Raw genomic sequence first — 23,317 nt, forward strand, 5'->3', positions numbered from 1 at the left:
TACCGGTGCCGATGGCGCGGATCAGGTGCTGGATCTCCGCATTGGCGAGGACCCGGCGCAGCTGCGCCTTCTCGACGTTGAGCACCTTGCCGCGCAGAGGCAGGATCGCCTGGGTCTGGCGGTCCCGCGCGAGCTTCGAGCCGCCACCGGCCGAGTCCCCCTCGACGACGTACAACTCGCACATCTGTTCGGAAAGCAGTTCCTCGCGGATTGGCACGCGAACGAGGACGTCCGGTGATGTCGGCGGCGCAGTTCGCGCAACGGGCCCGCGACCTGGCGGTGACTGGCGCGGCGTTCGTGCTGGGCGGCGATAATGGCGCGGCCGACAGGCGGAAGCTGTTGGACGCCGCGATCGACGACTTCGATGGGCTGCCGGCCGCGGCGCGGCGGCAGGTGCTGCGTCGTATGGTGTTGCTGCCGGCGGTCGTGGCGTGGGAGACGCTCGGCTCGCGTGAGGACGCCTGGCTCGCGGTGGCCGCCTACGATCTCGTCCCGAACGCCGCGGGGTGCGCGAGACGCGCTTCGGCAGCAGTGTGACCTGGGATAACCGAAGGGGATACTGCAGCGGCTCATCCGACCGCCGCCTGACCGATGCTGACAACCGGCTCCCGCCTCTTGCACCACTGCGCGCCGCCGATCCGATCACTGTCGGCGTACGTATGATGAATGCGGGGACGCCTGCGCGACGCCCCCGCCACTGCGAACTCTATGCTCCGAAGAAGAAGTCGATCAGCTCCTCACAGTTGCTCCACGGTAGGGGCTCCTCGAAGGGCTCTGGGAACGGCGCTCCCGGGACCACGGCATGACCAGCGTTCGTGAACAGGTGTTCGCCAGCCGTCCCGAAGTGCACGTGTTGGTGTTGCGCGTTAAGCGGAAGCGCTTCGTTCGCCGCTAGGTCAACACACTTCCGGAACCCGACAGGCTCTTCGGAGGCGTCGAGTTCAAGGCCGAGCACGAGCATGTGCGGGTGCGGTTCGAACTCGGGCTCCTGCGCAAGTGCGGGAGTCGCCATAGCCATCAGGCTCAAGACACAAACAAGAATTGACAGCCGCCTCATCGCGGCTCTTTTCCCGTCGAGCAGGCCGTTGCCTGCAGTCGGCGCACTCTACACGTCGGGGGCCTCTGCGAAAGGCTAAGAGTGTAACCCGAGCACCATCACGGCGGAGCTTTCAAGCCGTCCTCGAACCGCGCGCACGCGGGCGGGTCTGCGAACGCGCCACCTGACGGCACCGTGGTGTGATGATGCTACGCCTGCATACGCCCCTGGTGACTGCGCGCGAGCGCGTCGAGTCTTCGCGCGCCTCGGCGACGGTCCGCCGCGCCCATGCGGCAGGCAGCTTGGGCTGGATCAGCGGGGCGTTCGGCCGGCATCCCGGCTGCCAACGCGGACGCGTGACCCCTCGGAGAGCCCGACCTGATCTCGGCGACCATCGGGGAACCCGTGTACCGGTGCCCGGCCAGGTCGCGGATCCTCCAGTTGCCGATCCGCCGGGTCCTTGACCCCCGTGTTGTGCAGGACCACGAACTCTCTGTTCAGGTGCGAGTTCGTTCCCGTGTCGGAGCCGGAGGGGTTGTACACGATCTGTGGAACTCGATCTTCGCCGACGCCGGCAGCGCCATCGCCATCACCAGTAGCAGCGCGCCCACCACACCACGGTGAACGCACGTCGAACTGTCCTTCGCACTGCAGATCCTTCCCGCCTGACCGAGACCGGACGGTCTCGGCACCGAGTTAGGAGCCGGCCGACCCCAAGGGCGGGCTCGCGACCGCATTGTTCGATTCTTGTCTACAGAGCCGCGGCGGCGCGGCGGCGCTGCGCAGGACCGTTTGCCTGCCCGGTTGGGGCCTCACGGCCCCACCCTGTCCGGGCCTCGGGGAGCTGGTCGAGCGTCGGCCCCAACCGGGACACGGAACTACGTTCGGTAATGTCCTCGTCCGGTACTGTCCTCATGGACAGTGCCGACTTGGCCGAGCGGCCAGGTAGACTCCTGGCGCCCAACGGCATGCGGGAAGTGGCCAGACGCTAGGCGGAGAGAGCAATGCGACGCGTCGCAGTTGTCATGCTCTTGTCATTGTTCGTGGCGGCATTCGGCGGGAGCGCGGCGATGGGTCAGGAGAACCTCGACTGCGACTACTTCGCCACGCAGGAGGCGGCGCAGGCCGAGTACGACGCAGACCCCAGCGACCCCCACGGCCTCGACGGAGACGATGACGGGATCGCCTGTGAGGATCGGCCCTCGATCGGCGACAGCGTCCCAACTGGCGGGGCAGACAATGATGTGCTGGCCGACACCGGAGCGACGCTGCCGGCGGCCACGATCCCCATGCTCGTGAGCGGCGTTGTGCTGCTCGGCGCGGGGGTGGCCATTCACCGTCGACGCAAGACGTCCTAACGCAGCACGATGCGGCGCGGCAGCTGGGCGGTCGTCTGGTTCGTCATCGGGATCGGCGTCGGCGTGCTCGGGGTTGCACTCAGTTCGGTCGGTCAGTTTCTGTTGAACGATGTCCGCACCGGGCATCGCATGCGTCAGGCGCAAGCAGACCTGGCCGGCGAACTCACCGGATCAACCTCGGCAACCAACGACCCGCGGATGACGCCATCACAGATGTCCAGCCGCCGCCCCTCGCCGTCGTACGGCGCCCAGCGACCTGCGATCGGAGATCCCGTCGCAACGATGCGCTGGCGGAACTACGAGTTCGTGGTCGTAGAAGGCGTCGGCAGCGACCAACTCGCGATCGGACCGGGACGGTATCCGTCCACGGCCTTGCCGGGACGACCTGGCAACTTCGCAATGGCCGGACATCGTGTGTCCTATGGCGCGCCGTTCCACGACCTCGACCTGCTCCAGCCCGGTGACCGTATCGATGTGGAGAACCGGGCCGGCAGGCTGTTCGTCTACCGCGTGGTCGACTTCGCCGTCGTGAACCCCGACGAGACCTGGGTGATCAGCAGAGACCCCCTCGGGACCAATCGGCCCATGCTGACCATGACCACCTGTCATCCCAAACTGTCGGACCGGCAGCGACTGGTCGTGTGGGCAGCGCTCGACGAGAGCCGGAATGCGGCCACAGCCGCGGGTTAACGGTCGATCAGTCGCACACTCCGGCGAGCGTGAACCGGCCGCCCGGAACCCGTTGGTCGAACGCGGGGTGTCATCGGCGAGCCACGTCGCATTGATCCGCACTGGCGGACCGTCGTACATCATCGGGGGTCCTCGACGGTCGCATCGTAGAGCCGCGTGACGTCGGTCAGCCGGTCGTCGTCGGCCAGCCCGGCAGCGTGCTCGTCGCACAGCAGGATCCGCCGCGGCCCGCTTGCCGGCAAGAGCGAGCGCATCCGCCTAGGATCGTCGGAGCCGCGGCGTTCGCACACGCCGTCGCGAGCAAGGTCGGTGTCGACCGTGACGGTTCACCCGCCCTCCCGGCGGCCCGGCGTCGTTCTGCCTGACACCTCATCTTCGCGCTGTGGCTTGTTGTGGCGATCACTGGCGGCGGCGACGAATATGCGCAGGTGGAAAGCACGCTTGACACAGCCGCACGTGTCAAGCATACTTTCCATCGTGAGGAACAGGGTGCGGGAACTGCGCGAGCAGGCCGGTCTGTCCCAGGCGGAGCTAGGCGCAGTCGTCGGGGTGTCGCGCCAGACGATCAACGCCATCGAACGTCGCCGGTACCTGCCGTCGCTGCCGTTGGCGTTCCAGTTGGCCCGGTTCTTCGACGCGCCGATCGAGGAGGTCTTCGATGCAGAGCAATGAGTTATCGCCCCGACCCGCTTCCCGGTGTCGCTGGGGGACGCCGCTGGTCGCGGTGGCCATCGGCGTCGCTTACCTGATCGCTGGTTGGCTAGGCGGCGACCGAGACTTCGCGGTCGGCGGGCTTGTCGTCATGGTCGTTTTCGCAGCCGTCATGTTAATCGCGGGCCGCTTCAGCGAAACCGTCGCACGTCTGCTCGACCGACGCGACGAACGGATCAACCTGATCGACACACGGGCGACGGTGTTCACCGGCATGGTTCTGATCACCGCGGTGATCGTGGGCTTCATCGTCGCGATCGCTCGTGGCGAGGACGGAGATCCGTACGCAATGCTCGGCGCGATCGGTGGTGTCAGCTACATCGCTGCGCTGGTGGTCCTGCGGTTTCGCCGCTGACCCATGGTCCGGGTCGGACGGCGCGCTAATGACTCAGCGGCGGCCTGCACGAGCGCGGTGGCGGTGGTGGCGATGCCGGTGGCCAGGTCGTCGAGCGTGGCGTCTGGTCGTGGTGTGGTTGTGCCTGCATGGGTCGAACATACATTCGACTCACCGGCAGTCAAATCAACCTCGATATCTGTGATAACCCACGTGACGTATGGATGAGCGTCGTTACCCGGCGCCCATGGGAGTCGGCGTCCACACCGGAGAGAGGCACCGGCCCTACCCGACGTCTGCCGCACGGGCGCGGAGCGTCCGGTGCAGCTCGTCGATCTCCTCCAGCAGGACGCGCCGGCCCGCGTCGGGCAGGTCCTGCAACTCCAGTGCGCGCTTGCCGGCGGCCAGCGTCGCGTCGTCCACGACCGTTCGGGGGAACAGTCCCTCGGTCATGTCGATCGACTCCTGGCGCACCTGGTTGCGCCAGAGGGCACCGAGCTCGTCGACGTAGCGGTCGACGTAGGGCATCAGGAGCTCCGTCTGGTCGTACTGATGGAACCCGGCGCAGACGGCACGGCGCAGGGCGAGCGGTTCGTCGCCGTCGTGCGCCAACGCCCACGCCTCGGCCTTGGCTTCCGCCAACGGGCGCGACGCCAACGCGGTGACAGCCCGGCGCTGGCCCTCGTCGGTCGGGTCCTCACTGCGGGTCCGCTCGATCGCGTCGGCGTCGAGCACGCCCTGGGCGGCCAGGTTGATCACGCCGTGCCAGCGCAGGTCGTGATCGACCGAGAGCCCTTCCGCCACCTCGTCGCCGACGAGGATCGCCCGGGTCCATGCGGGATCATCGACCGCCATGCGGCAGCGCGCCCAAACGAGCTGCGCGTCGGAGCCCGGCGGGGCGGCCTCGAACGCGCGGCGGGCAACCGCGGCCAGCGTCGCGTGCGCAGCGGACCGGTTGGTGGGGTCGCCGTAGCGGTTGGCTGCGGCGACCGCTTGGCGCGCCAGGGTTCGCAGCGTGTCACTCTGGGTCTCGGTCGCAGCATGGTCGGCGACCAGCTGCACGTAGTGCCGCGCGGGCAGTAGCCCGTCGCGCAGCAGGTCCCACGCGACGAGCCAGCCGTGGGCGCGCGTCAGCGGATCACGCACGGCGCCCAGGTAGGCGAGGAGGGTCTCCAGAGATCTGTCGTCCAGGCGGACCTTCGCGTAGCTGCGCAGCGCGTCGTTGGGGAGGGCGAGCGCGGGGGGCCGGCGCCCGATCAGCGCCTGCACGCCCGTCGACGCACCCGTGACGTCCAGTTCGACGGCGGTTCGGCGGACCAGGTCGTCGCCCTCGACGTCGTACAGGCCAATGGAGATGCGCTGGTCGCGCAGCTGGTCGTCGCCACCGGCCGACGGGCGCTGGTGGACCTCCGCCGCGGCGTACAGGCCTTCGTCGTCGACCGTGGCGACGAGCTCGAGTGTGTTGATGCCGCTGGTCTCCAGCCACTGGCGTGCCCATCGGTCCATGCGCCGGCCCGAGGTCTTCTCGAGCGCGGCGAGGAAGTCGGCCAGGGTCGCGTTGCCCCACGCGTGCCGCGCGAAGTAGTCGCGCAGCCCGCTGATGAACGCCTCGGTGCCCACCCACGCCACCAGTTGACGCAGCACCAGGCCGCCCTTGGCGTAGGTGATGCCGTCGAAGTTGTTGATCACCGTGTCGGTGTCGGGCGCGTCGGCGACGATTGGATGCGTCGTTGGCAGCTGATCCTGGCGCGTCGCCCACGTCACCTCCTGGTTGACGAACTGGACCCAGGCGTCGGTGAAGCGGGTCGCCTCGACGAGCGCCCACGTGGCGATGTAGGTCGCGAAGCTCTCGTTGAGCCACAGATCGCCCCACCAGCGCATCGTGACGAGGTTGCCGAACCACATGTGTGCGAGCTCGTGCAGGATGGTGGCGGCGCGGGACATGCGAGCCGCGTCGGTGACGCGTGACCGGAACAGGTAGGCCTCGTTGAACGTCACGCACCCGGCGTTCTCCATCGCGCCGAAGTTGAACTCAGGCACGAACAGCTGGTCGTACTTCGAGAACGGGAAGGGATGCCCGAAGGTCTCCGCGTAGAACGCCATGCCGGCACGGGCGATCTCGAACATCTCGTCGGGCTCGAGGTACTGGGCGAGGGAGGGCCGGCAGTACAGTGCCATCGGCACGTCGGCGTCCGGTGCGTGGACGACGTGCAGAGGCCCGGCGACGAGCGCGGTGATGTAGGTCGACACCGGTGGTGTGACCTGGAAGCGCCAGACATCGACCCCCCCGTCGCCGGGGTCGCGCGACGCAACGGGCTCATTGCTGACGACCGTCCAGTCGCGCGGTGCGTGGACGGTCAGCCGGAAGCGGGCCTTGAGGTCCGGCTGGTCGAAGCAGGCCCAGACCTGGTGAGCGTTGAAGGGCTCGAACTGCGTGTGCAGGTGCACGGTGTCGTCGGTGGGGTCGATGAACCGGTGCAGGCCCGTGCCGGTGTGCCGGTACGCGCAGCGTGCGACGACCTCCAGCTCGTTGGTGGCGGCCAGATCGGTCAGCTTCACGCGATGACAGTCGTGCCCTTCGATCCCGACGTCGGCGCCGTTCAGCGTGATCCTGTCGATGTCCGTGGCGTCGAGGTCTATGAAGACCGACGCGCCCGGGCTCGCGCACGTGAACGTCGCACGGGTCGTCGACCTGAAGGTCTCGCCGCGGCCATCGCCGAGGTCGAGCTCGACGTCGTAGGTAAGGTCGGACAGCAGCGCCGCGCGGGTCGCCGCCTCGTCGCGGCCCAGGATGTCGTTGTCGTTGCCCATGTGCTCCACCAGCATCCGATCGGTCCGCGCAAGGCTAGCGGCCGGTCAGGGGTCCGACCGGGGTGTCGTGAGCGCCCCCACAATGGCGGACAGGACGATCCGCGCACGGTCGCCGACGACGCGGCCGGGAACCATGGGCGGCGATCCGGCGTCAAAGCGACATGATGCTGCAGATGTTCCGTACCGCCCCGCTCACGTCGCGCTCTGTCGTCGTGGTCCTGGCGCTCACGATGCTGCTGGCGGCATGCAGTCCCGCGACCAGCGGTGGCGCTGGCGATGATGCCGAGTCCGCCGCAGCGCTGCGCGCGTTCGACAGCTGCGACGGGCTGACGACGGAGCTACGCAGGCGAGGCCTCGCGCAGCTGGTCGCCGGTGGAACCGAGGCGATTCTGCGCGGAGCCACCGGTGACGTCGCAGTCGCTGCCGAGGCGCAGGGCGCCGCCGACGCCGCGCCGGCGCCCGCGGGTCCGGCGACCGCGTGGTCGGGCACCAACGTGCAGGTCCAGGGCGTCGACGAACCAGACGTCGTCAAGACCGACGGGGCCTACGTGTACACCGTCGCCGACAGCGCACTGCGGATCATCGACGTGCGCGCTGACCGCCCACGGGTGACCGCCACGCTGCCGATGGACGGTGGCATGCCACGCGATCTGCTGCTGCACGGCAGCAGGCTGCTGGTGCTCGGTGACGACGCCATGGCACCGGGTCGCCCGCATGATCCCCTCACGACAGAGCAGCAGGGCGTGGCCCCGCCGCCGATGGTGCTGCCACGCACCCGGTTGTGGTCGGTCGACGTCACGGATGCGGAGGCACCACGGGTCGAATCCACCATTGTGGTCGACGGTGGCCTGCTGACCGCGCGACTGAATGACGGCACCGCGCGAGTGGTGATCAGGTCACTGCCGGTGCTGCCCTACGCGCTCGGGTCGCCCGGTCCGGTCGCGGATGGCGTCCGCCGGCGGATCGTGGACGCGACCGCCGATGACCTCCTCCCACGGGTAACGGTCGACGGTGGACGGCCGGCGCCGCTGGTCGCGTGCACTGCCGTGCGCGCCCCCGACGGCGGTGATGATCTCGGTCTGGTCTCTGTGCTCTCGCTCGACCTGGATCGAGCGGGACTGCACGCCGATCGCGTCAACGCGGTGCTCGGTGGCGCCGACACCGTGTACGCCGACGCCGACAGCCTCTACGTGACCACCAGCCGGTGGCCGATCGCGCTCCCCGTGGAGCCCCTGCCGCTGCCCGAGCCGCTGCCCGCAGAGCCCGAGCCGCTGCCCGTAGAGCCCGAGCCGCTGCCCGTAGAGCCCGAGCCTCAGCCGGCGGAGCCCGAGCCGTTCCGCGGAGCGTCCGAGCCGGGGCCCGCGGAGCCCGAGCCGCTCCCCGGAGCGTCCGAGCCGGTGCCGGGAGCGTCCGAGCCGCTCCCAGGAGCGTCCGAGCCGTCGCCGCTGCCCGACGAGGACCCCTCGACAGCGTCCGAGCCACTCGCGCCGCCTGCCACTGAACCTGCTGAGTCGGACCGAGCGGTGCCGCCGTCACCAACCGTCACGACCGAGGTCCACCGCTTCGACCTCGACGCCGACGGTGCGACATACGTGGCGAGCGGGTCGGTGCCCGGCACGGTGCTCAACCAGTGGGCGCTCTCGGAGCACGACGACCACCTGCGCATCGCGACGACCGTCGACGTCGGCACACGTGGTGGTTCCCACAGCGCGGTCCACGTGCTGCGCCGGGACGGTTCGCAGCTGACCGAGGTCGGGCGCACAAGCGACCTGGGACGCGGCGAGCGGATCTACGCCGTCCGCTACGCCGGCGCGCTGGGCTTCGTCGTCACCTTCCGCCAGGTCGACCCCCTGTACACGCTCGACCTGTCGGATCCTGCCTCGCCGTCGGTGCTCGGCGAGCTGAAGATCCCCGGGTACTCGGCCTACCTGCACCCCGTCGGCTCCGACCACCTGCTCGGCGTCGGCCAGGACGCCGACCGCGACGGGACGGTCACCGGTCTGCAGGTCTCCTTGTTCGACGTGTCCGACCTGCGTTCGCCCGCGCGCGTGGCACAGATCGGACTCGGACCGGCGACATCGACTCCGGCGGAGTACGACCACCGAGCGCTGCTGGCGTGGCCGGAGCGCGAGCTGATCGCGATGCCGGTCGAGCGTTGGGAGGACGGGGGGAGTGGCGTGCTGGTGCTCACCGCGACCGATGACGGTCGCCTGGTCGAGCGCGGCACGATCGACCTCGGCGCCACCGCCGCCGGCGGGACCGTCCGCACGGTGGTGATCGGGGACCGGCTGCTCACGGTGTCGCCGGACCTGGTGACGGTGTCGGACATCGACACGCTGGCGATGCTCTCGGCGATCCGTCTGTGACGTTCGGCGGCATCAGGACGTGAGCCCGACGTGTCGCCGGGCGATGATGGGGGCACGTCACAGGTCACGCGACGACGCGGAGGACGCAGGCGAGCATGCGGTACCGACGGCTTGGCAGAACCGGGTACAAGGTCAGTGAGATCGGTGTTGGAACGTGGGCGATCGGCGGCGATTGGGGCCCCACCGACGACGATGAGGCGATGGCGATGCTGCACGCCGCCGTCGACGCGGGCATCACGTTCTTCGACACTGCGGACGTCTACGGCGACGGCCACAGCGAGCGGTTGCTGGCACGGCTGCGTCGCGAGCGCAACGAGGAGCTCATCGTCGCGACCAAGGTCGGCCGGCGGGGCCCGCTCGACCCCGACGCCTACACATACGATGCCCTGCGCGGCTGGATGGAACGCTGCCGCGAGAACCTCGAGGTCGACCGTCTCGACCTGGTGCAGCTGCACTGCCCACCGACGGAGACCTACTACCGGCCCGACATCTTCGAGGACCTCCGGGTGCTGGTGGACGAGGGGGTCACCGCCGCGGTCGGGGTCAGCGTCGAGCGGGTCGAGGAGGGTCTCAAGGCGATCGAGTACGACGTCGTGTCGACGGTGCAGATCATCTTCAACCTGTTCCGTCAGCGACCCGCCGAGCTGTTCCTCACGCAGGCGCACGCCCGGGACGTCGGGGTGATCCCGCGCGTCCCGTTGGCCAGCGGGCTGCTGACTGGCAAGTACGAGGTCGACGCGCAGTTCGCTGAGGATGATCACCGCAACTTCAACGCCGACGGCGCGAGCTTCGACGTGGGCGAGACCTTCGCCGGCGTCGGGTTGCAGCGTGGCGTGCAGGCGGCCGAAACGCTGCGGGGACGGGTGCCGGAGGGTGCGACGATGGCGCAGTTCGCCCTGCGGTGGGTCCTCATGCACCCGGAGGTCTCGACAGTGATCGCCGGCGCACGGACGGTCGAGCAGGTGCGCGACAACGCCGCCGCGTCGTCGCTCGCGCCGCTGTCCGACGACGACATGGAGGCCGCCGCCTGGGTCTACCGGGAGCACATCGCACCTGCGGTGCACCAGCGCTGGTGAGCCGGCCGCGCGTCAGTCCCGTGCCGCGCCGGTCGACACCGAGGTGTGGTCGTCGAGGGACCGCTCGTCGAGCAGGTGGCCGTACCCGAGTTCGCGGGCGATCCGGCGCTGGCCGCTGGTGAGCATCGCGGCGACCGGCTGGTCGTAGCGGTCCGCCACCTCGGCGGCACGCTTCGCGTCGGCCGCCTCACGCCGCTGCCGCCCGGTCACGAACCTCCTGTAGGCCAGACGCGTGTGACGGTCTGGCCGGCGTCGCAGGACGCCCAGTGACCGTTCGTAGCCGACGGCCTCGAGCTGGCGGCCCGCGACGTACTCGAACAGCCGCAGCTCCTGCTCGTCGAGCTCGCTGAGCCAGCGATGGACGGCGGACCGCGTCACCGGCTCGTGCACTCTGGCGTGCCAGTCCTTGTAGTCGGGGACCTTTTCCTCGGACGCGCGGTGGTGCTGGAGCATCGCCTCGTCGAACTGCTCGCCGAGGAATTCGCAGAGGGTGGCCAGCTCCTCGGCCGGCGCGGTGACCAGGTCCTCGTAGCGCACCTCGTGGTACTGGTCCGGCCGAAGCCGCTCGCGGGCCTCGAGCCCCACGTCGATCGCGCGCGCCCACTTGTAGACCGACGCCGGGTAGCCGAAGGTCCACCACGGCATCCGCTTGAGCGACGCGACGCAATCGCGGCCGTCGCGGATCATGTGCACGATCTGCGCGTCCGGGAACAGCTCCAGGACGTCGTCGAGCGACTGGATGTAGCTGGGTCGCTTGTCACCCCAGCGCTGCTTGCCGAAGCGGTGGGCGTAGGACTCCAGGACGACGCCGACCAGCGAGCCGATCGTCGGCGGCACCTCGTGCATCCGGTGCCGCACGGCCCTGGAATCGAGGCCGAGGTCGCCGAACTTGCCGTCGCGCCGGGCGGTGACGGCATCGGCGACCGCGTCGACGTTCGCGGCGTCGCGCAGGTCGCCGAACGCGGCGCGGCGACAGTACACGGGCATCACGAACCGGTTCTCGGGTGGCATGGTCAGCCGGGCGTGGGAGTGGACCATGGCCTGGAGCAGCGTGGTCCCGGAGCGGGCACATCCGACGATGATGATCGGTCGATCGTCGGTCGTCCTCATCGGTCGTCCTCCCGGTCGGGAGTGGTCGATGCGAGGGGCATGTCGTGGTGCCGTCGGCGTCGCGCGTCGCGCCGCAGGTCGCGTCGGCGATGCAGCGCCCGTCGGAGGGTCAGCTTGGCGAACCGCAGCAGCGGCCACAACGGCGGCAGCGGTCGTCGTCCGCGCGACAGCACGTAGCCGTGCTGTCTGAGCTGGCGGGCGGCGACGAACTCGAACAGGTCCAACTCCCATGGCTCCAGGTCCCGGCGCCAGCGCGCGACGGCCGCGCCGTCGATCTCGCCGTGCGTCCTGGCGTGCCAGACCTTGCGCTCGGGGACGGCGACGTCGGCGACCCGGTGTGGAGCGAGCATCGCCTCGTCGAAGCGTTCGTCGAGGTAGGCGCACATCCGTTCGGCCTGCCAGGCGGGTGCGGCGACCAGATCCTCGTAACGCACCTCCAGGTAGCTGTCGGCGTCGAGCTGCGCGTCCGCCCGCCGCCCACGGATCATCGCCGTGCGCCAGCTCCACGTCGCCGCGATCGCACCGCCCTGCCACCAGGGCATCTGCTTGAGCGACGCGACGCAGTCGCGGCCGTCGCGGATGACATGGATGATCTGGGCGTCGGGGAACATGCGACGGATGTCGTCGAGCCGGTGGATGTAGGAGGGCCGCTTGTCGCCCCACCGGCGCTTGCCGAACTGCGCCGCGTAGTCGCGCAGGACCGTCGCCACGGCCGCACCGATGGTCGGTGGCGCCTCGACGATCCGTCGTCGCGTCCGCCGTGGCGGCAGACCCAGGTCATTGAGGCGCGACCGGCGGCGCTTCACGATGAACTTCGCCAGCTTGCGTCGGTTGGTGCCCTCCTGGAGGTCGCCGAAGGCCTCGCGACGGTCGTAGACCTCGAGCAGGAAGCGGTTCTCCGGCGGGATCGCGATGTCGGGATGTGCGTGCAGCATCAGCTGTACCAACGTCGTCCCCGAGCGGGGGCACCCGACGATGAAGATCGGTCGGTCGCCACGCTGGCGCTGTGAGGCGTCACCGGTCGTGTCCGGCACCCGCACGGTATCGGTCATCTAGCCCGCGTCCTCCTCGAACTCGGTGCCGACGGGCGCGACGGCAGTGCTGTCGAGGGCCAGCGCGACCCAGCTGCGCACGCTTTCCGTGACGTACAGCACACCGCACCACGCCGCCATGGCCGCCAGCGTCGGGAGCAACGCGCCCGTCGCTGCAGCCAGCACCACGACGATCGTCCGTACCTCCCAGCCGCCGCACAGCTGTGACACGACAGGCGACGGCGCGGTGTGCTGGTGCCTGAGGCGGTAGACGATGTCGTAGTGGTGGAAGGCGACGATGCCGAGCAGCACGAACGCCACCGCGGTCGTCGTCGCGTCGACCCGTCGCGCCAGCACCGCGACGGTCATGTACTCGCCGAGGCGCAGCAGCGGTGGGACGAGCCACTGCACGCGCACGTGGCGACGCGCCGCCGCGCCGAGCGTCGCGAGCACGACGAACAGACCGATGCCGGCATACGACGCCGGGCCCGTGGCCGCGCCGTCGACCAGCAGGCCGGCGGCACCCGCAAGCACCCCGAGCCCGGTCAGCGTCAGCGACCCGACTCTGGTCGTGCCAGCCCGGCGCACCGACGTCGCGATCGGGCCGTCGTCGCGGTACTCCACCAGCGGCGCGGTCACGCGAACGACCTCAGCACCCGACCCGTCGTGGTGTAGACCGCGGCGACGAGGCCCCAGGCCAGCAGCCACGTGAACGTCGTCCGGGGCCCGGCGATGGCCGCCGCGAGCGAGATCAACGCGAAGCGCTCGCCGATTGGCAGCACGATGATGCGCTTGAACCACTTGCGCCAGGGCTGGCGTTCGAAGGCCACCGACGTCCGGATGCCCGAACGCCCGAGGCGCTGGAGCACGCTGATGCTGTCCTCCGCGTCGCCGATCGACTCCTCCCACCGGCTGACGTCGCCCTCGTCAGGTGACTTGACGGGGTGACGCACCGAGACGGCCAGTGCCTGGTGCTGCTGTGCGGCGTAGCTGAAGTCGATGAAGTGGCGGAAGGTCTGCAGTGCCAGGGCCGCTGCGGCCAGCAGCCAGATGCCCTCGCCGTCGCCGCGTGCGGCCGCGCCGATCGCGAGGCCTGCGTAGACGATGTACTCCTTGCCGCGGTCGAACACCGAGTCCAGCCACGCGCCGAGCGTCGAGAACTGCCGGGTGTAGCGTGCGAGCTGGCCGTCCACGCAGTCCGCCGTGAACGCGACCTGCAGCAGCAGCGCGCCGGCGACCATGCCCGCATTGCCCCCGGTCGCGAACGCCAGTGCCGCGAGCACGCCCAGCAGCATCGAGGCCGTGGTCACCTGGTTCGGTGTCAGCCCGTGCCGCGCCGCCCACCGGGCGATGTAGCGCGAGTAGGTCGACACGAGGAAGGTGGTGAAGAAGCCGTCGGTCGCCTTGACGGCGGAGCTCAACTGCACGGCGTCCTCGTCGACGGCCGCCAGCTCGTCGTGGGCGGCCTCGGCGTCGGCGACCGAGACCGGCCGGTCCCAGTGCAGCCGGCGCAGGTACGCGGTCGTCAGCATCACGTCGCGCCGGATGAGCCCGACGACGAGCAGCGGCAGGGGGTCGTCGCGAAGCGCCTCGGCGGGCAGGGCGACACGTCGCTCGTACTCGTCGGCGATCTGCTCCCGCAACTCCGTCGGGCCGGGGAAGCCGGCGGGTCGTGGCCCGTCGGCGAGCTGGTCGGCCAGGACGGCGAGACCGGCGTTGCGCTCGAGCACAGTCGCGCCCCGGTCCGCGACCTTCCACGCGAACTCGTCGCCCCACCGCTCGGGCAGCGCCCATCTGGTCAGGTCGGCGAGCTCCCGTGCGGCGACGGCCGCCTCGCCGAGATCGGAGGCACCGATCTTGCACATCGCCAGCAACGAGCTGTTGTGGACCCGGACCGAGTGGTACGCCGACTCGCACGCCATGACCCTGCCCCGGGTGATCCGCAGCCGGGGCGCCAACAGGCCGGCCACTGCGTCCGTGCTCGACAGGACGCCGGTCCCGATCCTCGGATCGGCGAGGAGGTTGGCCACCGCGCCGTTGTGCGTCACGACGTCGCCGTGGACAATCAGGAGGTCCGACGGTGCGGTGTCGGCGAAGTTGGCGATCCGGTCGAGCATGTCCGACAGCCTGGGGTGGGCCGTCACCTCGACGTCCGGGCCCACTGACGCGCGGCACACGTCGCGCCACGTGGGCCGCGTCAGCACGACGACGCGGTCCACGCCGTACGCACGAAGCTGGGCGATCATGCGGGTCAGCAGCGTGTCGCGCCCGAACGGCAGCACACACGCGGGGCCGCCGTCATCGCTCGCGGCCAAGGCCAGACACAGCGCGGTGACCCCGGGTCCCGTGCCCGTTGTCCGAACCTTCACTTCCGCCTGTGCTACGGCCATCGCCCCTAGACCCCCGATGGTCCGCGAACGACCGCGACCACCGATGACACGAGACGGTCATCGGTCGTTCGCGCGCAGTTCACGCCGCGGGAGGGTAACACGCCCCGGCCCGTCCCCGATGCAGGCTGGGATGGCGTGTCGGACGGGTACACAGGCCGAGGATCAGGTCGCTGGTGTGAGCACGACCGCCTCGACCGGATCCAGCGTGCCGTCGAACGCAGCGCCCTCACGTCGGCGGCGTGTCGCCACGAGGACGGTCCACGCACCGTCACCTGGGACGCGCACCGCATCCTCGCTGAAGTTCGCCAGGACGCGGCGAGTCCCCGTCTCGCCCTGGCGATCGTAGGCGAGCACACCCTCCGGCGCGTCGCCCAGCACGAGCCCGCCGCCGTGCAGCGCGGGCTCCGCCCGGCGCGTGCGCAGCAGCCGACGGTACAGCGCGGCAATCGAGTCCCGGTCGCGGCGCTGGGCTGCAGCGTTGCGTGTCCCAGGCTCCGGTGGCCAGGGCAGCCAGGGCTCGCCGCCCCAGCCGTGGCCGGCGTCGCCGTCCCACGGGATGGGCGCGCGTGCCGGATCACGGCCGCCCGGGTCCACCACGCGGTCCGGCGGGACCACCGCGTCCTCCAGCCCGAGTTCCTCGCCGGCGTACAGGAACGGCGTGCCCCGCAGCGTCAGCAGCACGACCGCCGCGACGCGGGCACGACGCTCGTCACCGCCGTGGCGGGTGCGGTGACGGGACACGTCGTGGTTGGACAGCACGAGGGTCGGCCAGGTTCCGGTCTCGCTCGCCGTCGTCTCGATCGTGGCGATCTCGGCGCGGAAGGCGGTGGCGCTCCACGGCGCCCAGAGCAGGTTGAAGTTGAAGGCAAGGTGGAGCTGGTCGGCGCCCGCGTGGGCGAGGATCTCGTGCGGGTCGGACAGGTTGACCTCGCCCACCATGACGCGGTCCCCGTCGTAGCTGTCGAGCACCCCGCGGATCTCCCGCAACCACTGGTGGGTCAGGGGATCGTGGTGCCAGCCCACCCGGCTGCCCTCGCGGTCGTTCGGGTCGTCGGGGAGCGTCGGGTCCTTGCCGATCAGGTGGATGACATCGGCGCGGAACCCGTCGACGCCGCGATCCAGCCAGAAGCGCAGTGCGTCGTGCATCGCGCTGCGCACCGCGGGGTTGTTCCAGTTCAGGTCCGGCTGCTGCGGCAGGAAGTGGTGCAGGTAGTACTGGCCCGTCCGCTCGTCGAGCGTCCACGCGGGGGCGTCACGGAACGCCTGGCGCCAGTTGTTGGGCTCGTCGCGCCAGATGTACCAATCGCGGTAGGGGTTGTCGCGCGAGCCCCGCGAGGCCATGAACCAGGGGTGGCGTTCGGACGTGTGGTTGGGGACCCAGTCCAGCAGGACGCGCAGGCCGCGGCCGTGGGCGGCTTCGACGAGGTCGTCGAACTCGTCGAGGGTGCCGAACACCGGGTCGACGTCCGTGTAATTGGCGACGTCGTAGCCGAAGTCGGCCATGGGGGAGGGGTGGATGGGGGAAGTCCAGAGCCCGTCGACCCCGAGCCAGGTCAGGTGGTCGAGGTGCTGGCGGATCCCGAGCAGATCGCCGACACCGTCACCGGACGCGTCGGCGAACGACCGCGGATAGATCTGATAGATGACCCCGCGCTGCCACCACCTGAGCTCCATCGCGCTGGTCAGCTGGCGAGCGGCAGCTGGCAGCCGCTCGCGCGCTCCCGCATCGCCCGCTCGAGGGCCATCACCACCTCGGAGCCGTCGGCCGCCGTCGCCGTGTCAACGCAGTCGGCCACCGCAGCCATCAGGTCGTCCCGGACCAGCGCGAGCGTCACCGTGTCGGCGGTGGAGTGCTCGACCAGCGCGGTCGCCTCGGCGATCAGATCGTCGATCGGAGCCGTCAGTTCGTCCATCGAGTCTCCCGCATGCGGAATTCCACGGCTGTAACCTACTCCATGTGGGCATGGAGATGCAGCGGAGGCCACGTGCCCGAGCGGACCGTGCCGGGAGATCGTCGACGGGTCGGTCCGAACGACGCCGGCCGGTCGGTTCGTCGCCGCGGTCAGGTGCGGTTGCCACCGGCCCGCGCGAGCAGGCGGCGGATCAGCACGTCGGGCACCACCTTGGTCAGGCCTGCCCACGCTCTGTACGCCACCCCCACGACCCGGACGGAGCGTCCGGCCCGCAGCGCCGCGAGCCCCTCGGCGGCGACCTCGTCGGGTCGCAGCCACAGGCGATCGGGGATCGGCGTGCGCCTGATCCCGGCCGCGTCGTGGTAGCTGGTGCGCGTGAACCCCGGGCACAGCGCCAGCACCCGGACGCCGCTGGGCTCCAGCTCGGTGTGGATCGCCTTGCTGAAGCTCGTCACGTACGCCTTGCTGGCGCCGTAGTTGGCCCCGTTGGGGTACGGCTGCAACGACGACAGCGACGAGACGTTGATCACGCCCCCGTGGCCCCGTGCGCGCATCCCGCCCACGGCGGCGTGGGTCAGCCGGACGAGCGCCGTGATGTTCAGGTCGATCAGCGCCAGCTCCCGGTCGAGGTCGACCTCGCCGAACAGGCCGCTCGTGCCGATGCCCGCGTTGTTGACGAGTAGGTCGACCACGGCGTCGGAGTCGCGCAGGCGGTCCACGGCAGGGGCGCACCCGTCCGGGGTCGCCAGGTCGGTCGCGAGGACCTCGACGGCCACGCCGTGGCGTGCCCGGAGGTGGTCGGCCACCCGCTCGAGGCCGTCGCGGCCACGGGCGACGAGCACCAGATCAGTGCCCTCGGCAGCGAGCCGCCGGGCGAACGCCTCGCCGATGCCGCTGCTCGCGCCCGTCACGAGCGCCCGTCGCCACTCGGGCATGTCTGCTCCTCGACCTCGTCGGACGACGCCGGTGTCCACAGTGCCAGCCAGACGGAATCTACCCGCTCGCTCACCAGCCACAGCCCGCAGCCGTCGACGGCGACGCCCTCGGGCTGGGGGAGGCCGGGCAGGCCCGGCACCTCACGGGCCGACGAGTCGGCCAGCATGTCGGGAGGGGCATCCGGCAACGGCGGCGTGTAGGCGACGACGTGGTCGTAGGTCCGTAGCACCACCACACCAGCGCCCGCGGCGCCGCCCGTCTCCAGGTTGCCCACCGTGGTCGCAGCCAGGGCGATCGTGGGTCGGGCAGCTCGATCCTGCCGGTATCGCGCCGCGACCGCGAGCCCCTCGGGGTCCCGGCCCTCGATGCCCTCGACGACGATCCTGACCGTGCCGCCGTCAAGGGTGTCGACGGCCACCACGCCGTCCGTACCTGGCCCATCGTCCAAGACGTAGACCCAGCCCGGATTGCGTACGATTGCCGCCACACCGCTGGCTTCTCCGACGAGCGCATCATCGAAGTCGCCGGCGATGAACGGCTCTGGATCATCTCGAGCCTGGGACGATCTGGATGGTGGCGGGAACGTGCGGTGGGTCGGTGGAACGCGTTCGGCGTGCTCCACGGGCCCTGGCACGACCCCGCGACATGCGCTGAGCACGCTGACCAGCACGAGCAGCGCGACCACCATGCCGCGACGGTGGCCCTGCCCATCCCGCCTGGGCAGGGCCACTGATCGCAGCGTGGAGCCACCGTGCCTGACCGGGCGTGACGGCACATCGTCAAAATGCGCGAAGTCTCTGCCCGGCGGAGCCGGTCAGCCAGCCGTTCGCGGAACCAGGCCCCGCGAAGTCCTCCACAGGGCCCCACCGGCGCGCACCGACCACCGCGCAGTCGTCACGAGGTGGCCCGGACGACGTGGTCAGCGGCGCCCATCCAGGTCCTTGACGACCTCGCCGTCCTTGATGACAAGTCGGACCCGGTCGTGGTCGTCGAAGCGATCGGGGTCGGCGAGCGGATCGAAGTCGACGCCGATGCAGTCCGCGAGCTTGCCCGGCGCAAGCGTCCCAAGGCGGTCCGAGATGCGCAGGATCTCGGCATTGGTCCGCGTGGCCGAGACGATCGCGGCCATGGGGGAATGCAGCTTCGACCTGAGCGCGAGCTCGAGCCCTCGGCGGTTCTGCTCGGGTCCGAGCAGGTCCGTGCCTGAGCCGACGCGCACACCCGCCTCGAGCGCGATCAGCACCGCCTTGCCCATCGCCTCCTCGACCCCCTGGACGCGGGGGACCACGTAGTCGCCCAGGCCGTAGCGCTCGTACTCCGTCGACAGTAGGTGGATCACGGCCAGGGTGGGGACCAGCGCGGCACCCGCCGTCGCCATCCGGGCCGCGGTGGCCTCGTCGAGGAACGTTCCGTGCTCGAAGCACTCGAGCCCGGCCTCGAGGCCACGCAGGATGCCGTCGGTGTTGTGCGCATGGGCGGTCACGTAGGTGTCGCGGGCCTGCGCCTCCTCGACCGCCGCGCGAAGCTCGTCGACCGTGAACTGCACGTCCTCGAGACGGTCGGTGAGCGACACGACGCCGCCGGAGACGCACACCTTGATCTGGGTGGCGCCGTGCCGGAAGGCATTGCGGGCGGCGATCCTGACCTGGTCGGGACCGTCGCACCGCGCGCTCGGCTGCGACAGGCCCGGCAGGCCGGTGTAGTGCTGGTGGTGCGGGATGAACGGGGGGCCGAACTCGCCGTGGCCGCCCGTCTGCGACAGCATCGGGCCGCTGGGGAACAGGCGCGGACCGGGGACCATGCCCGCCTCGATGGCGCGTGCAAGTCCGCCGTCGGCACCCGCCACCTCGCGGGCGGTGGTGTGCCCGGAGGCCAGGCACAGCTCGGCGTTGCGGAACAGGTGTGCGGCGAGCAGCGCGGGGGGCATCACGCCGAGGGTGTCGCCCTCCACCAGGCCCATGTGGGTGTGGGCGTCGATCAGCCCCGGCAGGACGACCAGGTCGGTCGCGTCGATCGAGGGGCCGGTGCCGCCCGTCGCCGCGCCGACCGCGGTGATCCGATCGCCGTCGACCGTGACCGTGCCGTCGTCGAGTGGGTCGCGCCCGGTGCCGTCGATGACGGACCGGGCCAGCACGCGGTACGCCATGCGGGTCCCTTCTCACGGGGTCTTCGAACCTACACCGACCGCGACGCGACGACCTGCGTGGCATCGGATCTCGACGCGGACGTGCCCCAGCGCAACCTTCGGGCGCCCAAGGGCAGTGTTTCAACGCTTTTCACGGGCAGGCCATTACAGCAGGTTGCCTAATGCGCACGTTGTGGAAGACTTGGCGGGGCCTGGTTCCGCTGACGACTGGCGGACCGGCTCCGCCGGAGGGAGCTCAGGGAGGCGACCACAGGCGAGACGGTGTGGGGGCGGATGGAACGTGACGCAGTCCCGTGTCGTACCGCTGGATCGCACGAGCCCCGTCCCACTGTGGGCACAGCTCGAGTCCGAGCTACGGCGGCGCCTGGCGGACGGTGAGTTCAGCCGGCGGTTCCCGACCGACCGTGAGCTCGTCGAGACCTACGGGATCAGCCGGCACACGGCCCGCGACGCCGTTGACCGCCTGTGCGCGGCGGGCCTGCTGGAACGGCGGCGTGGACGCGGCACGTTCGTCCGCCAGGAGTTCGAGCAACCGGCCGGTGCGCTGTACGCGTTGTTCCGGTCAGTGGAGGCCCAAGGGGTCGAGCAGACGATCGACCTGCGGGAGCTGGCCGAGAGCACTGACGCCGACGCCGCAGGCCACCTTGAGCTCCCGCCAGATGCCCCGCTGATCCTGGTGGACCGCATCCGCCTGGCCGGCGGCGTGCCGCTGGCCCTCGACCGGCTCTGGCTGCCGGCGGACGTCGGGCGTCCGCTGCTCGACGCCGACCTCCGCTACGGGGTCCTGTACCACGAGCTGTCACAGCGTTGCGGCGTGACCGTCGTGGGCGGCTGGGAGCGCATCCGGCCGGCGATCCCCACCCCGCACGACTGCGAGGCGCTCGACATGCCATCCGACACAGCAGTGTTCACGATCGAGCGCCTCGGTCGGACGGCTGAGCGTCCCGTGGAGTGGCGCGTCAGCAAGGTCCGCGGTGACAGCTACAGCTTCGTGACGACGTGGGACCCCCGAACGGGGGTCGACCGCATCCCGAGCTGGCAGGCCGGCACGAGGAGCGTAGGTCACCCGCAGGCGCGGTAGGCGTACGGGTAGGGGTTGACGTTGCCACTGCCGCCCGGCTGCACCTCGAAGTGCAGGTGGGGGATGCCGGCGGCGTTGCCGGTGTCGCCGACGTAGGCGATGTGCTGGCCGGCGGACACCTGCTGGCCGACCGACACCCCGGACTTGTACCCCGACAGGTGGGTGTAGTAGTAGACGTTGCCACTGTCGCCGTGCAGGTACAGAGAGATCCCGCCCAGCGAGTTGCCGTCCATCCGGGTGATGGTGCCGCGCTCGTACGCGTAGCTCGGCGTGCCCATCGGCGCGAGGATGTCGACGCCGAGGTGGGACCGCCCGCCCGAGCGCGGTGCGCCGTAGGTGTCGGTGTAGTTGCGCGGCTGGCCGACGGGGCAGGCGATGCCTCCGTTGACGGGAGCCGAGCCGCCTCCGCCTCCGGCGTCCGCTGGGGTGGCCTGGCCGCCGCCGTCCTGCTCGCTTGCGGCGCGCTGCTCCGCCCTCCTGCGCTCCTCCGCCCTCCGGCGCTCCTCCGCCCTCGTGCGCTCCTCGGCGAGGCGCGCCCGCTCCTCGGCGATCTGCTGGTCGAGCTCATCGACCGCGGCCTCGGCCTCGGCGACTTTCTCGCGCGCCTCGCGCTTCGTGGCGGTCAGCTCATCGGTGCGTTCCTTCAGCTCGTCGGTTGCGGACTGCAGCTGCGAAGAGAGCGCGGCGGTGGTCCGCGACGCGCCCTGAGCCGCTTCCTGCTCCGCGCGGCTGTCCTCGGCCAGCAGCGTCAGCAGGCGTGCGCGCTCGGTCAGATCCTCGAGGCTGTCACCGTTGAACATCAGGAGCAGAGGATCACCACCGCTGCCGCTCTTGTAGGCTTGCTTGTAGCGTTCGGCGACCTGGGTGCGTGCCTGCCGTGCCGTGCGACGCTCCGTACGCAGACGCTCGTCGAGGTGCTCGATCTCCGCCGCCCGTTGCTCCCGCGCGACCCGCAGTGCCTCGATCCGCGACAGCAGCGTGGTCAACTCGGACTGCAGCTCCTGCTGGCGCTGTGCCGCCTCGTCACGCTTCCGCTGGGCCTCGTCGAGGTCCAGCGGCTCGGCGCCGGCGATCGACGCGACCGACAGCAGGCCGGCGAGCAGCAACGCGAGCATCGCCAGGCGACCGCGAGCTCCGTGCACGGCGGTTCGCAGCATGGGGGCGCTACGCATATGCGAGAACGGTACGTACGCGCCGAAGTGGGCGTACACCGCCGATCGGACACGTAGGACAGGTCGCTGGGACGCTTCACGACGGTCACGAGGCCGTCGCCGGTACCGTCGCCGCGATGGCGATCCACCCGCTGGGCAGCAGGCGCTCGCCGTACGCGGCGAGCATCGTGGCCTCGAACCCCGCCGCCTCGAGCAGGTCGGTGACCGTCGCCGCACGGTACAGGCGCAGGTGGTGGACCTCGTCGGACCGCCGATACACGTCGCCGTCGCGGGTGAACAGCACCATGCGGCGCTCCAGGGTCGCGGTGCCGTCGTCGTCGGTCGCCTCGCGCGACTCGAAGTGCATCGTGTAGGCGGCGGTGTCCGTGAACCCGGTCCGACGGCCGTCGGGTCCACCCCGGCCCGGTGTGGCGATGTCGAACAGGAACACGCCGCCCGGTGCCAGCTCCGTGCGCACCCGGTCGATCAGGTGCGCCAGCTGGTCGACGCCCGCGCGTGCGTCGGCGGCGTAGTTGACGACCTCACCGATGGCCGTGACCGCCACGGCGGGCGGCAGGGCGGCGTCCCATACCGAGCCCTGGACGAACCGCGCACCCGGGACGTTGGCCCGTGCTAGCTCGACCATCGCTGCCGACAGGTCGATGCCGAGCACGTCGTAGCCGGCGTCGACCAGGACCCCGGCCAGCGCACCTCCGCCGCTGCCGAGATCGACGATCGTGCCGCTGTGGTGCCCTGCGTCGGCGAGCCGGCGCAGCAGCACGCCGGCGGCGCTGCGGGCCACGTCGGTGAAGTCGGCCTCGTGGACCGCCGCGAGCTCGGCGTCGTAGAAGGGCTCGATCATCGGTCGCATCATGCCGCACGCCCGGCGCCGGCGCGCGGGTCGACATCCGCCGTGGGGGTCACCCCGTTCGACTGCCATCACGCGGTCCGGTTCCGTGCCCACCTCATTCGCCCAGCTTCGAGGTGGCACGTCAGCGCGTGCGCGACCGTGCGCTTCTGGCGGCCCGGCGTTGGCACCCCCAACGACCGGTCAGGCACCGCCCTAGCGTGCCAGGACCTCGACGAGGTTCGAGTAGCTGACCCGTCCGCCCGTAGGCGGCGATCGAGCCTGCCCCGAGACCGACCACGCCGATCTCTGCGTCTGCGGCGGCGGCGG

The 23,317-nt window shown here is 70.5% G+C and carries 23 protein-coding genes; 8 read left to right on the forward strand and 15 right to left on the reverse strand.

The window, feature by feature from the left end:
- Nucleotides 1–217, reverse strand: a 217-nt coding sequence (locus VK923_14040; protein HSJ45797.1) for a toprim domain-containing protein, incomplete at its 3' end; no start/stop codon positions are given.
- Between the two features lie 20 nt (nucleotides 218–237).
- Here VK923_14040 and VK923_14045 point away from each other — a divergent pair.
- A complete protein-coding gene (locus tag VK923_14045; GenBank protein ID HSJ45798.1) occupies nucleotides 238–537 on the forward strand; it encodes a hypothetical protein in 300 nt (99 codons plus the stop codon).
- Between the two features lie 169 nt (nucleotides 538–706).
- Here VK923_14045 and VK923_14050 read toward each other — a convergent pair whose 3' ends face one another.
- Nucleotides 707–1,057 carry a hypothetical protein gene (locus tag VK923_14050; GenBank protein HSJ45799.1) on the reverse strand — a complete coding sequence of 117 codons (351 nt, stop codon included), beginning with the start codon at nucleotides 1,055–1,057 and terminating at the stop codon, nucleotides 707–709.
- A 1,004-nt stretch (nucleotides 1,058–2,061) separates the two neighbouring features.
- On the opposite strand from VK923_14050, the gene VK923_14055 reads away from it, so the two are divergent.
- Together VK923_14055 and VK923_14060 are read left to right on the forward strand one after the other, a co-directional pair.
- Nucleotides 2,062–2,394: an excalibur calcium-binding domain-containing protein gene (locus tag VK923_14055; protein ID HSJ45800.1), complete on the forward strand. Its 333-nt coding sequence runs from the start codon at nucleotides 2,062–2,064 to the stop codon at nucleotides 2,392–2,394.
- Nucleotides 2,395–2,592: 198 nt separating this feature from the next.
- On the forward strand, nucleotides 2,593–3,084 hold the full coding sequence (locus VK923_14060) for a sortase (protein ID HSJ45801.1): 492 nt from the start codon (nucleotides 2,593–2,595) through the stop codon (nucleotides 3,082–3,084).
- A 119-nt stretch (nucleotides 3,085–3,203) separates the two neighbouring features.
- Here VK923_14060 and VK923_14065 read toward each other — a convergent pair whose 3' ends face one another.
- The gene (locus VK923_14065; GenBank protein ID HSJ45802.1) at nucleotides 3,204–3,338 is read right to left on the reverse strand and encodes a hypothetical protein; all 135 of its coding nucleotides are present in this window, start codon (nucleotides 3,336–3,338) and stop codon (nucleotides 3,204–3,206) included.
- A gap of 223 nt (nucleotides 3,339–3,561) precedes the next feature.
- Here VK923_14065 and VK923_14070 point away from each other — a divergent pair, with 223 nt between their 5' ends.
- Nucleotides 3,562–3,756, forward strand: coding sequence for a helix-turn-helix transcriptional regulator (locus tag VK923_14070; protein HSJ45803.1), 195 nt, complete (start codon nucleotides 3,562–3,564; stop codon nucleotides 3,754–3,756).
- A 52-nt stretch (nucleotides 3,757–3,808) separates the two neighbouring features.
- Nucleotides 3,809–4,150 carry a hypothetical protein gene (locus VK923_14075; protein ID HSJ45804.1) on the forward strand — a complete coding sequence of 114 codons (342 nt, stop codon included), beginning with the start codon at nucleotides 3,809–3,811 and terminating at the stop codon, nucleotides 4,148–4,150.
- A gap of 264 nt (nucleotides 4,151–4,414) precedes the next feature.
- On the opposite strand, the gene pepN is transcribed toward VK923_14075, so the two are convergent.
- A complete protein-coding gene (gene pepN, locus VK923_14080; protein ID HSJ45805.1) occupies nucleotides 4,415–6,955 on the reverse strand; it encodes an aminopeptidase N in 2,541 nt (846 codons plus the stop codon).
- A gap of 158 nt (nucleotides 6,956–7,113) precedes the next feature.
- Between pepN and VK923_14085 the strand changes: the two genes are divergently transcribed.
- Both VK923_14085 and VK923_14090 read left to right on the forward strand, forming a co-directional pair.
- A complete protein-coding gene (locus VK923_14085) occupies nucleotides 7,114–9,306 on the forward strand; it encodes a beta-propeller domain-containing protein (GenBank protein ID HSJ45806.1) in 2,193 nt (730 codons plus the stop codon).
- 95 nt (nucleotides 9,307–9,401) lie between these two features.
- Nucleotides 9,402–10,382: an aldo/keto reductase gene (locus VK923_14090; GenBank protein ID HSJ45807.1), complete on the forward strand. Its 981-nt coding sequence runs from the start codon at nucleotides 9,402–9,404 to the stop codon at nucleotides 10,380–10,382.
- Between the two features lie 12 nt (nucleotides 10,383–10,394).
- Here VK923_14090 and VK923_14095 read toward each other — a convergent pair whose 3' ends face one another.
- The 9 genes from VK923_14095 to VK923_14135 all read right to left on the reverse strand — a co-directional run bounded on the left by VK923_14095 (nucleotide 10,395) and on the right by VK923_14135 (nucleotide 19,908).
- Entirely contained in the window at nucleotides 10,395–11,492 is a 1,098-nt protein-coding gene (locus VK923_14095) for a sulfotransferase (protein HSJ45808.1), read from the reverse strand.
- Nucleotides 11,489–12,544 (reverse strand): sulfotransferase, encoded by a 1,056-nt coding sequence (locus VK923_14100; protein ID HSJ45809.1) that lies wholly within the window; start codon nucleotides 12,542–12,544, stop codon nucleotides 11,489–11,491. The genes VK923_14095 and VK923_14100 overlap by 4 nt, the downstream gene beginning before the upstream one ends.
- Complete coding sequence (locus VK923_14105) at nucleotides 12,545–13,162, reverse strand: DUF5941 domain-containing protein (protein ID HSJ45810.1); 618 nt, start codon at nucleotides 13,160–13,162, stop codon at nucleotides 12,545–12,547.
- A complete protein-coding gene (locus VK923_14110; protein ID HSJ45811.1) occupies nucleotides 13,159–14,838 on the reverse strand; it encodes a CDP-alcohol phosphatidyltransferase family protein in 1,680 nt (559 codons plus the stop codon). The genes VK923_14105 and VK923_14110 overlap by 4 nt, the downstream gene beginning before the upstream one ends.
- 237 nt (nucleotides 14,839–15,075) lie before the next feature.
- On the reverse strand, nucleotides 15,076–16,587 hold the full coding sequence (locus VK923_14115) for an alpha-amylase family glycosyl hydrolase (protein ID HSJ45812.1): 1,512 nt from the start codon (nucleotides 16,585–16,587) through the stop codon (nucleotides 15,076–15,078).
- Nucleotides 16,588–16,595: 8 nt separating this feature from the next.
- Nucleotides 16,596–16,826, reverse strand: coding sequence for a hypothetical protein (locus VK923_14120; GenBank protein HSJ45813.1), 231 nt, complete (start codon nucleotides 16,824–16,826; stop codon nucleotides 16,596–16,598).
- A 149-nt stretch (nucleotides 16,827–16,975) separates the two neighbouring features.
- Complete coding sequence (locus VK923_14125) at nucleotides 16,976–17,761, reverse strand: SDR family oxidoreductase (GenBank protein ID HSJ45814.1); 786 nt, start codon at nucleotides 17,759–17,761, stop codon at nucleotides 16,976–16,978.
- Nucleotides 17,734–18,450: a hypothetical protein gene (locus VK923_14130; protein ID HSJ45815.1), complete on the reverse strand. Its 717-nt coding sequence runs from the start codon at nucleotides 18,448–18,450 to the stop codon at nucleotides 17,734–17,736. Before VK923_14130 ends, VK923_14125 begins: the two co-directional genes overlap by 28 nt.
- Before the next feature lie 231 nt (nucleotides 18,451–18,681).
- The gene (locus VK923_14135; protein HSJ45816.1) at nucleotides 18,682–19,908 is read right to left on the reverse strand and encodes an amidohydrolase family protein; all 1,227 of its coding nucleotides are present in this window, start codon (nucleotides 19,906–19,908) and stop codon (nucleotides 18,682–18,684) included.
- A gap of 280 nt (nucleotides 19,909–20,188) precedes the next feature.
- On the opposite strand from VK923_14135, the gene VK923_14140 reads away from it, so the two are divergent.
- Nucleotides 20,189–20,989, forward strand: a complete 801-nt coding sequence (locus tag VK923_14140) for a GntR family transcriptional regulator (GenBank protein ID HSJ45817.1) — start codon at nucleotides 20,189–20,191, stop codon at nucleotides 20,987–20,989.
- Here VK923_14140 and VK923_14145 read toward each other — a convergent pair.
- Nucleotides 20,971–22,104: a peptidoglycan DD-metalloendopeptidase family protein gene (locus VK923_14145; protein ID HSJ45818.1), complete on the reverse strand. Its 1,134-nt coding sequence runs from the start codon at nucleotides 22,102–22,104 to the stop codon at nucleotides 20,971–20,973. The genes VK923_14140 and VK923_14145 overlap by 19 nt on opposite strands.
- Before the next feature lie 142 nt (nucleotides 22,105–22,246).
- Nucleotides 22,247–23,002 (reverse strand): methyltransferase domain-containing protein, encoded by a 756-nt coding sequence (locus VK923_14150; protein ID HSJ45819.1) that lies wholly within the window; start codon nucleotides 23,000–23,002, stop codon nucleotides 22,247–22,249.
- Nucleotides 23,003–23,317 lie beyond the last annotated feature (315 nt).

It is taken from the genome of Euzebyales bacterium (assembly GCA_035461305.1).
In the GTDB taxonomy this organism is placed as follows: Bacteria; Actinomycetota; Nitriliruptoria; order Euzebyales; family JAHELV01; genus JAHELV01.

What these genes read in the sequence shown, in the direction of transcription:
- VK923_14045 (HSJ45798.1), top strand. Translation starts at nt 238, where the DNA reads ATGTCGGCGGCGCAGTTCGCGCAACGGGCCCGCGACCTGGCGGTGACT.
- VK923_14050 (HSJ45799.1), bottom strand. Translation starts at nt 1,057, where the DNA reads ATGAGGCGGCTGTCAATTCTTGTTTGTGTCTTGAGCCTGATGGCTATG.
- VK923_14055 (HSJ45800.1), top strand. Translation starts at nt 2,062, where the DNA reads ATGCTCTTGTCATTGTTCGTGGCGGCATTCGGCGGGAGCGCGGCGATG.
- VK923_14060 (HSJ45801.1), top strand. Translation starts at nt 2,593, where the DNA reads ATGACGCCATCACAGATGTCCAGCCGCCGCCCCTCGCCGTCGTACGGC.
- VK923_14065 (HSJ45802.1), bottom strand. Translation starts at nt 3,338, where the DNA reads ATGCGCTCGCTCTTGCCGGCAAGCGGGCCGCGGCGGATCCTGCTGTGC.
- pepN (HSJ45805.1), bottom strand. Translation starts at nt 6,955, where the DNA reads ATGCTGGTGGAGCACATGGGCAACGACAACGACATCCTGGGCCGCGAC.
- VK923_14085 (HSJ45806.1), top strand. Translation starts at nt 7,114, where the DNA reads ATGTTCCGTACCGCCCCGCTCACGTCGCGCTCTGTCGTCGTGGTCCTG.
- VK923_14090 (HSJ45807.1), top strand. Translation starts at nt 9,402, where the DNA reads ATGCGGTACCGACGGCTTGGCAGAACCGGGTACAAGGTCAGTGAGATC.
- VK923_14095 (HSJ45808.1), bottom strand. Translation starts at nt 11,492, where the DNA reads ATGAGGACGACCGACGATCGACCGATCATCATCGTCGGATGTGCCCGC.
- VK923_14100 (HSJ45809.1), bottom strand. Translation starts at nt 12,544, where the DNA reads ATGACCGATACCGTGCGGGTGCCGGACACGACCGGTGACGCCTCACAG.
- VK923_14115 (HSJ45812.1), bottom strand. Translation starts at nt 16,587, where the DNA reads ATGGAGCTCAGGTGGTGGCAGCGCGGGGTCATCTATCAGATCTATCCG.
- VK923_14120 (HSJ45813.1), bottom strand. Translation starts at nt 16,826, where the DNA reads ATGGACGAACTGACGGCTCCGATCGACGATCTGATCGCCGAGGCGACC.
- VK923_14125 (HSJ45814.1), bottom strand. Translation starts at nt 17,761, where the DNA reads ATGCCCGAGTGGCGACGGGCGCTCGTGACGGGCGCGAGCAGCGGCATC.
- VK923_14130 (HSJ45815.1), bottom strand. Translation starts at nt 18,450, where the DNA reads ATGGTGGTCGCGCTGCTCGTGCTGGTCAGCGTGCTCAGCGCATGTCGC.
- VK923_14135 (HSJ45816.1), bottom strand. Translation starts at nt 19,908, where the DNA reads ATGGCGTACCGCGTGCTGGCCCGGTCCGTCATCGACGGCACCGGGCGC.
- VK923_14145 (HSJ45818.1), bottom strand. Translation starts at nt 22,104, where the DNA reads ATGCTCGCGTTGCTGCTCGCCGGCCTGCTGTCGGTCGCGTCGATCGCC.
- VK923_14150 (HSJ45819.1), bottom strand. Translation starts at nt 23,002, where the DNA reads ATGATCGAGCCCTTCTACGACGCCGAGCTCGCGGCGGTCCACGAGGCC.